Source organism: Paracoccus sp. NIOT.M2S5SZ12, assembly GCF_057748165.1.
Window position 1 is genome coordinate 63,671 of the sequence record NZ_JBYLFR010000004.1, and the last position, 11,178, is coordinate 74,848.

An 11,178-nucleotide genomic window follows, 5' to 3' on the forward strand; every position below is an offset into this window, starting at 1 on the left:
CTTATTTTTGGATCGGTCGCGCATAGGCGCCGATCTTGGAGGTCCTCAGCCCGGCGCGGACCAGCGCCTCGGCGAATGTCGTGGCGGCGGTGACGCCGTCGATGACCGGGATGCCACATTCCGCCGACAGCCATTCGGTCAGATCGGCCATGCCCGCGCAGCCCAGAAGCACCGCCTCGCAGCCGTCCTCCTCGATGGCGCGCAGGATTTCGGCACGCACCCGGCCGCGTGCATCCGAACCAGGCTCTTCCAGGGCCAGGACCGGAATCGCGGCGGAACGGACGCGGCGGCACTGGTGGTCCAGCCCGTACCGGCGCACCAGATCCTCGATCACGGGAACCGAGCGGGGCAGGGTGGTGACGATGCTGAAGGAGGTGGCGATCATGCTGGCGGCCTTGACGCCCGCCTCGCAGATGCCCAGCACCGGGCCGGTCGCCACCTCGCGGCAGGCGCCGATGGCGGGGTCGTCGAAGCAGGCCACCACGATGGCGTCGGCGCCCTGGGCCTCGGCCTCCTGGACCTCGCGCAGCAGGTGGGCCGCGCACATCACCTCGTCGAACTGGCCCTCGATGCTGGCGGGGGCGCCATGGGCGGTGCGGCCCTCGACCTCGGTGCCGGGTGCGGCCACGGCGCGGGCGGCGGCGGCGATCTTGTCGGTCATCGACGCGGTGGAGTTGGGGTTGATCACGGCCAGCTTCATCGGGGATTCCTTCCTGAGTCGCACCATTGTTACCAGCGATTGTTAACAATCAATAATCATATTTTCCTGCCATATTATAAGGCGGAAGGATGTTGCGACCGCCCGGGGAAGGTGCAATCAGGAAACATGGACAAGCCGGCTGAGACCCTGATCGTGGACAGCATCCTGGACGCCATCGCCGATCAGCGGCTGATGGCGGGGACGAAGCTGGGCGAACAGGCGCTGTCGGACATCTTCGCCTGCAACCGCGCCCATGTGCGGCGCGCCCTGTCGATGCTGACCGGCTGGCAGGTGGTCGATCACCTGCCCAACCGGGGCGCCTATGTGGCGACCCCCACGCCGCAGGACGCGCGCGACGTGTTCCAGGCCCGCCGCGCGATCGAGACGACGATCTGCCGCAATGCGGTGCGCCTGGCCGATGCCGCCGATCTGGCCGATCTGCGCGCCCATCTGGCCGAGGAGGATGCCGCGCGCGGCCATGAGAACCGCCCCGCCCTGATCCGCCTCTCGCGGGGGTTTCACATTCTGCTGGCGCGGATCGGGCGCAACCCGGTCCTGGCCCGCTATCTGGACGAGCTGACGATGCGGTCCTCGCTGATCATCGGCCTATACGCGCAGGGGCACACCACGCTTTGCGCCGAGGATGAGCATGCGGGCATCGTCGCGTCCATCGCCGCGCGGGACGAGGCGCGGGCCCTGTCGCTGTTGGACATGCATCTGCGCCATATCGAGGGCGGCATCCGCTTTGACGAGGCGCTGCCCGCGACGGACGGGCTGGCCGCGGCGCTGCGGCGTCAGGCCTGACCGATCCGCGCGCGGGCGCGGCGTTCCAGCGCCTGAAACCCCTCGTGGATCAGCACGGCGATGATGCCCACGACCAGCCCGCCCTGCAGCACGAAGGCCGTGTTCGAGGACAAGAGCCCCGCGATGATCACCTCGCCCAGAGTGCGGGCCGCGACGGTTGAGCCGATGGTGGCCGTGCCGAGCGAGATCACCGCCGTCAGCCGCATCCCCCCCAGGATCACCGGTAGGGCCAACGGCAGGTCCACCTGCCACAGGCGCTGGCGCGGGGTCAGGCCCATGCCGCGCGCGGCCTCGGCCACGGTGGCGGGCTGGGTGGTCAGGCCGGCCAGCGTGTTCTCGAAGACCGGCAGCAGGCCATACAGAAACAGCGCCACCAGCGTCGGCCCGGCGCCGAAGCCCATGATCGGCACGGCCAGCGCCAGCACCGCGACGGGCGGAAAGGTCTGGCCCACGCCGGTGATCGTGCGCGCCAGGGGCAGGAACTCGCGCCCCGCGGGCCGCGTCACCAGCACGGCCAACACCAGCGCCACCACCGTCGATGCCGCTACCGCCAGTGCGACCAGCGCCAGATGCGACAGGGTCAGCGACCAGAGCGGGGTCTGGGTATAGATCGCGGGCGCATTGTTGCGGGTGAAGGGCTGAAAGACCGGCGCGAACCAGCCCGGCGCGATCAGGAAGGCCAGCAGCAGGACCGCGGCCAGGGCCAGCAGGATGCGTCCGATCATTCCGCCGCCCGTGCCTGCGGTGCGGCCTGGGCGCGCAGCACGGCCAGGGTGATGACGCCGCCGCCCTCGACCGGCAGGGCGTCGCGCCCGCTCCACAGGCATTCGGCCAGCGCGTCGCGCAGGGTCGCCTCGCGCGGCAGGGCGGGGCCGTCGGCATGGCCTTCGCGCGCCAGGGCAAAGGCCGGGGTCAGCGACAGCAGGTGGAAGGGTCGCTGATCCAGCCCGATCAGGTCGCGCACGAAGGGCGTGGCGGGGGCGGTCAGGATCTCGGACGGGGGGGCGTATTGGACCAGGCGGCCCTTGTCCATGACGGCGATGCGGTCGCCCAGGGTCACCGCCTCCTCCATGTCATGGGTGACCAGGATCAGGGTCGTGCCAAGCCGGCGCTGGATGTCGCGCAGGTCGGCCTGCGCCTTGGCGCGGATCACCGGGTCCAGCGCGCCGAAGGGTTCGTCCATCAGCAGCAGGTCGGGCTTTGCCGCCAGCGCGCGCGCCACGCCCACGCGCTGCTGCTGGCCGCCGGACAGCTCATGGGGCATGCGGTCGCGGAACTGGTCCGGCTCCATCTGGAACAGCGTCAGCAGTTCGTCCACCCGGTCGCGGATCGTGGTCTGGTCCCAGCCCAGAAGGCGCGGAACTGTGGCGATGTTCTGGCCCACGCTGCGATGCGGGAACAGCCCGTGGCCCTGGATCGCATAGCCGATGCGGCGGCGCAGCAGGTGGGGCGCGACCTCGCGCGTGTCCTGCCCGTCGATCAGCACGCGCCCGGCCGAGGGTTCGACCAGCCGGTTGATCATGCGCAGCAGCGTCGTCTTGCCCGAGCCCGAGGTGCCGACCAGCGCCGCGATCTGGCCGGGCTCGACCGTCAGGCTGACATCGTCGACCGCAGCGCGGCCGTCATAGAGGCGGGTCAGGTTCTGGATGTCGATCATGCGGACCTCCGGCTGGAACGCACCAGCAGATCAAGGGCAATGCCGGCGATCAGCGCCAGGGCGATGGTGGGCAGGGCGCCCAGCAGGACCAGATCCATCGCGGTCTGGTTCAGGCCCTGAAAGACGAAGGTGCCGAAACCGCCGCCGCCGATCAGCCCGGCGATGACCGCCAGCCCGATGTTCTGGACCAGAACGATCCGCACCGCCGCCAGCAGCACCGGCAGCGCCAGCGGGATCAGCACCTGCAGCATCAGCTGCGTCCGCGTCAGGCCCAGGCCGATCGCGGCCTCGCGCGTGGCGGGGTTCACGCCGGTCAGCCCGGTCAGCGTGTTCGACACGACCGGCAGCAGCGAATAGAGAAACAGCGCGACCAGCGCCGGAAACAGGCCGATGCCCGCCACCCCCGCCTGCGCCGCGCCGGGCACGGTGGCCGCGATCCAGCCGAAGACCGGGATCATCACGCCGAAGAGGGCCAGCGACGGGATCGTCTGCAGGATGTTCAGCACCGACAGGACCGGCCCCCTGAGGCGTCGCGCCTGATAGAGCGCGACCCCAAGCGGCAGCCCGATCAGCAGCGCCAGCGCCAGCGACCCGAAGGCCAGCGTCAGATGCGCCCGCGCCTCGCGCAGGAAGATGTCCTGCCGCGCGGCGTATTCGCGCATGACCGAGACCCCGTCCAGCGCGCCCGAGCCCAGCACCGCGCCGATGGCGGCCACCGCCCCGGCCAGGATCAGCCAGCGCAGCCACAGCGCCGGGTTCATCCGCGCCAGCGCATCGGCCAGCATCAGCGCGAAGGCCAGGGCCATCAGCCAGAACCCGACCGAGGGCGCGACGCGGGCCAGCGTGTTGTCGGGCGGGGTCAGATGCGTCGCCGCCGCGCCCAAGGCCAGCAGCACCGCCAGCAGCGCCGCCGCAGCGGCGGCCAGGCGCAGCGTCGGCGGCCAGCGCAGGCAGCCCGCGACCAGCACCGCGCCCAAGGCCAGCGACAGCAGCAGTCCCTGGGGCAGGGCGGCGGTCAGGGAAAGCCCCTCGCCCAGCACGATGCGGTTCGGCTTGAACTGGACCAGCGGCAGGGCCAGCCCGGCCAGACCGATCGCGGCGAACAGCAGGCCGGGCCGGTCCAGCCGCGCGCGCATCAGTCCAGAAAGCCCGCTTGAGTCAGGTGGTCGCGGGCGACGGTGGCCGCGGGTTCGCCGCCGATCTGGATGCGGCCGTTCAGCTCCTGCAGGGTCTCAAGGTCCAGCGACGCAAAGATGGGCGCCAGGATGTCGGGGATGGTCGGATGGGCCTCAAGGACCTCGGCGCGGATGATCGGGGCGGGCTGATAGACGGGCTGCACGCCCTGGTCGTCCTCCATCACCACCAGGCCCGCGGGGGCGATGCCGCCGTCGGTGCCATAGACCATCGCGGCGTTCACGCCCGAAGTCTGCTGCGCCGCCGCCGCGATGGTAGCGGCCGTGTCGCCGCCCGACAGCTGCACCAGCTGATCGGGGCTCATGGTGAAGCCGTAAGTCTCCTGGAACGCGGGCAGCGCCGCGGGCGAGGTGACGAATTCCGTCGATGCGGCCAGCTTGATCGCGCCGCCGCCCGCGATCCATTCGCCCATCTGGGTCATGGTCTGCAGATCGTTCTCAGTTGCCAGGTCCTGGCGCAGGGCGATGGCCCAGGTGTTGTTCGCGGGCGAGGGCTGCAGCCAGACGATGCCGTTCTGCTCCAGATCCAGCTCGGCCACACGCTTGTAGCCGGCCTCGGCATCCTTCCAGACCTCGCTGTCGGCCTCGTTGAAGAAGAACGCGCCGTTGGCGGTGTATTCCGGATAGATGTCGATCTGACCCGAGGTGATCGCGTCGCGCATGATCGGCGTGCCGCCCAGCTGCAGGCGGTCCTGCACCGGCAGGCCTGCATCCTGCAGCGCCAGCAGGATCATGTTGCCCAGAAGGCCGCCCTCGGTGTCGATCTTGGAGGACACGGTGATGTCCTGCGCAGCGGCGGACATGCCGGCGCCGATCAGCAGTGCGGCAAGGGGGGTGAGGGCTTTCATGGGATCTCCTGTCGCGCGGACGGCAATGTGGGACGTAACGGCCCAATGCCCCCGCGACGATTTGGTTCCCTGCCGCCCCGCGCCTCAGCCGCCGAAGCTGCGCGCCGCGCTGGAGCCGCCGAAACCCCCGCGCGAGGCCGCTGTGGCCCGCGTCATCGGCGGCTGGCCCGCGGTCGCCGCCGGACGGGTGAAGTTCTGCGCCGACATGGTCGCGCGGCCCGCATTGCTGCCGAAATTGGTGGTCCCGGCGGCATTGGTGAAGCCGCCCTGCGCGTTGCGGTACATGGGCTGGGACGCGGCCATGCCCGCAGTCCCGCGACCCAGCATCGACCCGATCAGATAGCCCGCCAGAAGCGGCATGAAGATGCTGCCCGAGCCGCCATTGCTGACCTGCTGTTCCTCGGAGCCGCAATTGCCGGCGCCGTGCTGCTCCTCGCAGACGGCCAGGCTGTCGTATCGGGGGGCGGATTCGACATGCAGGGCCTCGGCCTCGGCAAAGGCCTGGGCACACTGATCGGCCGTGACCAGGCCGCCATTCGAGGCCGCCGCCTGACACGATGCCAGATCGGGAAAGGCCTGCGCCTCGACCTGCTCCTCGCGGCACCCCGCGACGGTGAAGGCGGCGGCCCCCAGGATGGTCAGGGCGACTTTTCTGGAACGGGTCCTCATGGAAATCCTCCTTGCGGGTCAGCCCGCGATGAAATGCGGCTTGAAGCGCGACAGGTCCTGGGTGATGCGGGCGCGGTCCTCGCGGATGCCGATGCCCGCGCAGGCATCGCCCACGATCCAGGCGCCGATCACCGGGCGGAAGCCGTCGAACTCGGGCAGCGGCTGATAGGCCTGCACGATCCGCGCATGGGCGTCATAGTCGCGGTTCTCGGACGCCTCGGTCACGTCGCCGTTCTCGACGATCACAACGCCCGCGCCTTCGCGCGAGAAGATCGGCTTGACCACATGGGCGGCGCGGAACCTGTCCGCGACGCGCCGGAAGGCCGCGGCCACCGCCGGGTCGGGCCGGCCGCCCTCGACCAGGGCAGGGGCCACGTCATCGGCGAAGAAGGCGGGCAGCAGGTTGGGATGGCCCTCGAACATCTCCCACAGGATGGGCAGCAGGCCCTTGTTCGACACGACCGCCTTCCAGGCGGGCTCCAGGAACAGGCAGCCCGACCCCGCGATGTGGCGGGCATAGTCGTCGGCCAGCAGGTCCTCCCACGGATAGAGCTTGAACAGCGTGCCGATGACACGGTCCTGATCGTCCAGGAACTGGCCCTGACGGCTGACGGCCAGCTTCTCCAGATCGGTGTAATGCGCGCCCATACCGGCCTCGCGCGCGGCCCAGGCCATCGATTCGACGGTGGCGTAATCCTCGGGGTTGCCCGCCACCGCGGTGAAGTGGATGTCGGTGTTCGGCCCGAAGACGGCGCCGAAGCGTTCGACCAGCGCCTCGTGGATGCCGTTGAACTGGTCGGCGCCCTGGGGCAGGTGCCCCGCGGCCAGCTGATCCTCCAGCCACTGCCACTGGAACGACGCGGATTCATAGAGCGAGGTCGGCGTGTCGGCGTTGTATTCCAGCAGCTTGGCCGGGCCGGTGCCGTCATAGGCCAGGTCCATCCGGCCATAGATCTCGGGCTCGCCGCGCGCCCAGCTGTCGCGCACCAGCCCCTGATGCGCGGCGGGGATGCCAAGCCGCGTCATTAGCGCGGGCTCCGCGACGATCCGTGCCACGGCCTGCCGCGTCATGGCGTGCAGCTCGGTCGCGGGGGCCTCCAGATCATCCTCGATCTGGGCCAGCGTGAAGCGATAGGCGCTGGTTTCGTCCCAATAGGGCTCGCCATGCATATGGGCGAAGGTGAAGCCGACGTCGGCGGCCTTGGCGGCCAGGTCGGGGCGTTCGGGAAGGGTGATCTTGCGCATGCCCCAGATGTAGCGGCTGGCGCGCGCAAGGGCCAGCGTTCAAACCGTCGCGCTCAGCTGCTGTCGCGGGCGATGAAGCGGCCGGGCAGATGCACGTCCGTGGTCCGCCGCCCCTCCAGCACCTCCAGCAGCTGTTCGGCCATGGCGGTGATCGGCTGGCGATAGGTGGTCAGCCGATAGGCGGGAGAGGCCGACAGCGGGATGTCGTCGAACCCGGTCACGGCCACGTCCTGCGGCACCCGCAGGCCCAGCCCGTGGCGGATCGCGTCCATGGCGCCGATGGCGACGATGTCGTTCTCGCAGACCAGCACGTCGGGGCGCGGGCCGGGGCCGCTCAGCAGGTCGGTCACGCGGTCGATCGCGGGGCCGAAGTCATAGGCCTCGGCATGGATCGCGGGGACGGGATGGCCGGTGCGCTGTTCCCAATAGGCGATGAAGGTCGTCTTGCGGTGCAGCTTGGCCGATTGCGTGTCCGGCCCGGCCAGGAAGACCGGGCGCCGATAGCCGCGCTCCAGCAGGTGGTCGGCGATCTCGCGCATGGCGATCACGTCGTCGCAGGCGATGGTCAGCGTGTTCGGGTCCTGGCTGTAGCGGGCGAAGATCACCAGCTTCTTCAGGCGCCGCGCGCCTAGGGCGGTGCCCAGGATGCGGTCGTCGAAGCGCGTGCCGATGACCACCGCCGCATCCACCCGCCGCTGGCTGGCCGCCAGCAGCGCGGCCGATGCGTCGTCGCTGTCGGACATGTGCACCAAGAGCGTGCCCCAGCCCCGCGACCACAGGATGCGCGTCAGCCGCTCCAGCAGGACCAGCTTGTGCGGGTTGTTGAAGTCGTTGGTGATGATCGCGACCAGGTTCGAGCGGTCCGAGGCCAGCCCCGCCGCCGCCAGATCCGGCGCATAGCCTAGGGCATCCGCCGCCGCCAGCACCCGGTCGCGGCTGGCGCGGCTGATCGAGGCGTCCTTCTTGAAGGCGCGCGCGACCGTCCAGCGCGAGACGCCGGCCGCCGCCGCCACGTCATCCGCCGTCACCGCGCCCTTGCTGTCCGTCGTGTCGTCCATGGGGTCAGGATAGCCCGGCCGGACCGCCGCCGAAAGGTCGTTGCACGCGCGTGCAGAAATTTGTTGCACGCGCGTGCAAGCTGACGCAGCGTCAGGTCGAGGGGGTCGCCGCAGGGTGATTCGAGGGGGGAAAGACCAGATGCTGAACGTGGCATTGCTGGGCGCTGGCCGGATCGGCCAGGTCCACGCGCAATCGATGACGGTCGGGGGCCGTTGCACCGTCGTGGCCGTGGCCGACGTGAACGCCGAGGCCGCGCAGGCGCTGGCCGCGCGCATCGGGGCCGAGGCCCGCAGCGTTGATGCGGTCATCGCCGATCCGGCCATCGACGCGGTGCTGATCGCCACATCCACCGACACGCATTCCGACCTGATCACCCGCGCCACCGCCGCCGGAAAGGCGGTCCTGTGCGAAAAGCCGGTGGACCTGTCGCTGGAACGCGCGCTGGCGACGCTGAAGTCGGCCGAGGCGACGGGGCGGCCGGTGATGATCGGCTTCAACCGCCGGTTCGATCCGAACTTCGCGGCGCTGAAGGCGGCCTTCGACGCCGGAGAGATCGGCGACGGGGAGCTGCTGTCGATCACCTCCTTCGACCCGGCCCCGCCGCCGGTCGATTACGTCAAGGTTTCGGGCGGGCTGTTCCGCGACATGATGATCCATGATTTCGACATGGCCTGCTGGATCTTCGGCGGGCCGCCCGCGCGGGTGACGGCGCATGGATCGTCGCTGGTCGATCCGGCCATCGGCCTGGCGGGCGACGTGGACACGGCCGCCGTGACGATGGTCTGGCAGGACGGGCGCATCGCAGTCATCAAGAACTCGCGCCGCGCCGGATACGGATACGATCAGCGGCTGGAGCTGCTGGGATCAAGGGGCCTGCTGTCGGCGGCCAACGTGCTGGAGACCACCGTCCAGAAGATCACCACCGCCGGCGCGGTCAGCGCCAGGCCGTTGCATTTCTTCCTGGAACGCTACATGCGCGCCTATGAGATCGAATGGGCGGCCTTCCTGAAGGGCGTGACCGAGGGGACGCCCATGCCCGTGACGCTGCGCGAGGGCGTCGCGGCACTGGCCTGCGCCGAGGCGGCCGCGCGGTCGCTGGCCCAGGGCGCGACCGTCGCGATCACCCCCGACATGCTGGGCTGAGCGCATGCGCGGGATCGGCTGCTGCACCTGGATCTTCGGCGGAGAGGACCTGTCCGCCATCGCCGCCCGTGCCGTCCGCGCGGGGCTGGGCGGGGTCGAGATCCATGGCGACCTGACGCTGGACCCGGTCGCGGCGGGCGCGGCCTTCCGCGATGCGGGGCTGGCCATCTGGTCGATCACGCCGGGGGATGCCGACATCAGCCATCCCGACGACGCGGTGCGTCAGCGGGGCCTGGACTACTACCGCGACCTGATCGCCTGGTCGGACGCGCTGGGCCACGGCCCGCGCATCGGCTGTCACGGGCTGGTCGGGCGCATCCGCCCCGTGGGCGGGGCGGATGAGGACGCGATCCTGGCCGACAGCGTCGCCCGGATCGCCGCCATGGCCGCGCCGCGCCCGGTCTGCTTCGAGATCCTGAACCGCTACGAGAGCCATCAGGTCCGCACCGTCGCCGAGGGGCTGGCGCTCTTGGAGCGGGTGGGGGCGGCGAACCTGTCGCTGCTGCCCGACGCCTATCACATGAACATCGAGGAATCCGATCCGGCCGCCGCCCTGCGCGCGGGGGGCGCCCTGATCGGCCTCTATCATCTGGCCGACAGCAACCGCGGCGCGGTGGGGGAGGGGCATGTCGATTTCGCGGCCCAGTTCGCCGCGCTGGATGCCATCGGCTATGCGGGTCCCCTGATCGTGGAACCCGCCGCCCCCGGCCCCGATCCGTTCAGCACGGATAAGGGCCCGGGCTATCGAGACAGGCTCGAGGCGATGCTGGCACGGTCCGTCCGCGCCATCCGCGCCATGGGCCACTGACGATCCCGCGCGGCAAAGCACGCGCGGGACATCGCAGCCGGGGGGAGCCGGCTGCGCCAACAACAAGGGAGAGAGACATGACAAGGTTCACGACCGCCGCCGCCACCGCCGCGCTGATGGCGCTGGCCGCGCCCGCCATGGCGCAGAACATCATCGTGGTGGCCCATGGCCAGGCCAACGACCCCTTCTGGTCGGTGGTCAAGAACGGCGCCGCCAAGGCCGGAGAGCATACCGGCGCGACGGTCGATTTCCGCTCGCCCGAGACCTTCGACATGGTGGCGATGAGCCAGCTGATCGACGCCGCCGTGAACCAGCAGCCCGACGGGCTGGTCGTGTCGATCCCGGATGCCGACGCGCTCGAGCCGTCGATCCGGCGGGCGGTCGATGCGGGCATCCCGGTGATCTCGATGAACTCCGGCTCCGACGTGGCGGCCGATCTGGGCGCGCTGCTGCATGTGGGCCAGTCCGAATTCGACGCGGGCGTCGCCGCGGGCGAGCGTCTGGCCGAGATGGGCGGGACCAAGGCCATTTGCGTCAACCAGGAGGTCGGCAACGTCTCGCTGGACCAGCGCTGCGAGGGCTTTGCCCAGGGCTTCGGGCAGACGGTGACCGTGGTGCCCACCGCCAACGACCCGACCGAGGTGCAGTCCAAGATCCGCGCCGCGCTGGAATCCGACCCCGAGGTCGACACCGTCCTGGGCCTGGGCGCCAGCCTGGTGGGCGAACCCGCCGTGGCCGCCGTCGAGGCGCTTGGCCGCGACGACGTGATGATCGCCAGCTTCGATCTGTCGGCAGGCTTCCTGCAGGCGGTGGCCGACGGCAAGGCGGCCTTCGCCATCGACCAGCAGCAGTATCTGCAGGGCTATCTGCCGGTGACCTTCCTGGCGCTGAACGCGACCTATGGCCTGATGCCGGGCGGCGACGTGCCCTCGGGCCCGAACCTGGTGACGCAGGACGCGGCCGCCCAGGTGATCGAGCTGTCCGCCCAGGGCATCCGCTGAGACATGCGGGCGGGCGCCCCTGCCGCGCCCGCCCCCCTCCGCCCACAGGGG

Annotated in this window: 12 protein-coding genes; 4 read left to right on the forward strand and 8 right to left on the reverse strand. The window is 70.4% G+C overall.

What is annotated here, in order from left to right; all coding sequences use genetic code 11:
- Window position 1: 1 nt before the first annotated feature.
- Entirely contained in the window at window positions 2–700 is a 699-nt protein-coding gene (locus AC2SGK_RS05075) for an aspartate/glutamate racemase family protein (RefSeq protein ID WP_488322507.1), read from the reverse strand.
- 126 nt (window positions 701–826) lie between these two features.
- Between AC2SGK_RS05075 and AC2SGK_RS05080 the strand changes: the two genes are divergently transcribed.
- Window positions 827–1,504: a GntR family transcriptional regulator gene (locus AC2SGK_RS05080; protein ID WP_488322508.1), complete on the forward strand. Its 678-nt coding sequence runs from the start codon at window positions 827–829 to the stop codon at window positions 1,502–1,504.
- On the opposite strand, the gene AC2SGK_RS05085 is transcribed toward AC2SGK_RS05080, so the two are convergent.
- From AC2SGK_RS05085 to AC2SGK_RS05115, 7 genes are all read right to left on the reverse strand, one after another.
- Window positions 1,495–2,229 carry an ABC transporter permease gene (locus tag AC2SGK_RS05085; RefSeq protein WP_488322509.1) on the reverse strand — a complete coding sequence of 245 codons (735 nt, stop codon included), beginning with the start codon at window positions 2,227–2,229 and terminating at the stop codon, window positions 1,495–1,497. The genes AC2SGK_RS05080 and AC2SGK_RS05085 overlap by 10 nt on opposite strands.
- Window positions 2,226–3,161 (reverse strand): ABC transporter ATP-binding protein, encoded by a 936-nt coding sequence (locus AC2SGK_RS05090; protein ID WP_488322510.1) that lies wholly within the window; start codon window positions 3,159–3,161, stop codon window positions 2,226–2,228. Before AC2SGK_RS05090 ends, AC2SGK_RS05085 begins: the two co-directional genes overlap by 4 nt.
- Complete coding sequence (locus AC2SGK_RS05095; RefSeq protein WP_488322511.1) at window positions 3,158–4,297, reverse strand: ABC transporter permease; 1,140 nt, start codon at window positions 4,295–4,297, stop codon at window positions 3,158–3,160. Before AC2SGK_RS05095 ends, AC2SGK_RS05090 begins: the two co-directional genes overlap by 4 nt.
- A complete protein-coding gene (gene osmF / locus AC2SGK_RS05100) occupies window positions 4,297–5,202 on the reverse strand; it encodes a glycine betaine ABC transporter substrate-binding protein OsmF (protein WP_488322512.1) in 906 nt (301 codons plus the stop codon). The genes AC2SGK_RS05095 and osmF overlap by 1 nt, the downstream gene beginning before the upstream one ends.
- 84 nt (window positions 5,203–5,286) lie before the next feature.
- Window positions 5,287–5,871 (reverse strand): DUF1190 domain-containing protein, encoded by a 585-nt coding sequence (locus tag AC2SGK_RS05105; RefSeq protein WP_488322513.1) that lies wholly within the window; start codon window positions 5,869–5,871, stop codon window positions 5,287–5,289.
- A gap of 18 nt (window positions 5,872–5,889) precedes the next feature.
- Entirely contained in the window at window positions 5,890–7,116 is a 1,227-nt protein-coding gene (locus AC2SGK_RS05110) for a glutathionylspermidine synthase family protein (protein WP_488322514.1), read from the reverse strand.
- Window positions 7,117–7,169: 53 nt separating this feature from the next.
- A complete protein-coding gene (locus AC2SGK_RS05115; protein WP_488322515.1) occupies window positions 7,170–8,174 on the reverse strand; it encodes a LacI family DNA-binding transcriptional regulator in 1,005 nt (334 codons plus the stop codon).
- A gap of 139 nt (window positions 8,175–8,313) precedes the next feature.
- Here AC2SGK_RS05115 and iolG point away from each other — a divergent pair, with 139 nt between their 5' ends.
- The 3 genes from iolG to AC2SGK_RS05130 all read left to right on the forward strand — a co-directional run bounded on the left by iolG (window position 8,314) and on the right by AC2SGK_RS05130 (window position 11,127).
- Window positions 8,314–9,318 (forward strand): inositol 2-dehydrogenase, encoded by a 1,005-nt coding sequence (iolG, locus tag AC2SGK_RS05120; RefSeq protein WP_488322516.1) that lies wholly within the window; start codon window positions 8,314–8,316, stop codon window positions 9,316–9,318.
- Between the two features lie 4 nt (window positions 9,319–9,322).
- Window positions 9,323–10,126 (forward strand): sugar phosphate isomerase/epimerase family protein, encoded by an 804-nt coding sequence (locus tag AC2SGK_RS05125; RefSeq protein ID WP_488322517.1) that lies wholly within the window; start codon window positions 9,323–9,325, stop codon window positions 10,124–10,126.
- 77 nt (window positions 10,127–10,203) lie between these two features.
- Complete coding sequence (locus AC2SGK_RS05130) at window positions 10,204–11,127, forward strand: sugar ABC transporter substrate-binding protein (RefSeq protein ID WP_488322518.1); 924 nt, start codon at window positions 10,204–10,206, stop codon at window positions 11,125–11,127.
- Window positions 11,128–11,178 lie beyond the last annotated feature (51 nt).

Coding starts and splice junctions, on each gene's coding strand:
- AC2SGK_RS05075 (WP_488322507.1), bottom strand. CDS start 700: ATGAAGCTGGCCGTGATCAACCCCAACTCCACCGCGTCGATGACCGAC.
- AC2SGK_RS05080 (WP_488322508.1), top strand. CDS start 827: ATGGACAAGCCGGCTGAGACCCTGATCGTGGACAGCATCCTGGACGCC.
- AC2SGK_RS05085 (WP_488322509.1), bottom strand. CDS start 2,229: ATGATCGGACGCATCCTGCTGGCCCTGGCCGCGGTCCTGCTGCTGGCC.
- AC2SGK_RS05090 (WP_488322510.1), bottom strand. CDS start 3,161: ATGATCGACATCCAGAACCTGACCCGCCTCTATGACGGCCGCGCTGCG.
- AC2SGK_RS05095 (WP_488322511.1), bottom strand. CDS start 4,297: ATGCGCGCGCGGCTGGACCGGCCCGGCCTGCTGTTCGCCGCGATCGGT.
- osmF (WP_488322512.1), bottom strand. CDS start 5,202: ATGAAAGCCCTCACCCCCCTTGCCGCACTGCTGATCGGCGCCGGCATG.
- AC2SGK_RS05105 (WP_488322513.1), bottom strand. CDS start 5,871: ATGAGGACCCGTTCCAGAAAAGTCGCCCTGACCATCCTGGGGGCCGCC.
- AC2SGK_RS05110 (WP_488322514.1), bottom strand. CDS start 7,116: ATGCGCAAGATCACCCTTCCCGAACGCCCCGACCTGGCCGCCAAGGCC.
- AC2SGK_RS05115 (WP_488322515.1), bottom strand. CDS start 8,174: ATGGACGACACGACGGACAGCAAGGGCGCGGTGACGGCGGATGACGTG.
- iolG (WP_488322516.1), top strand. CDS start 8,314: ATGCTGAACGTGGCATTGCTGGGCGCTGGCCGGATCGGCCAGGTCCAC.
- AC2SGK_RS05125 (WP_488322517.1), top strand. CDS start 9,323: ATGCGCGGGATCGGCTGCTGCACCTGGATCTTCGGCGGAGAGGACCTG.
- AC2SGK_RS05130 (WP_488322518.1), top strand. CDS start 10,204: ATGACAAGGTTCACGACCGCCGCCGCCACCGCCGCGCTGATGGCGCTG.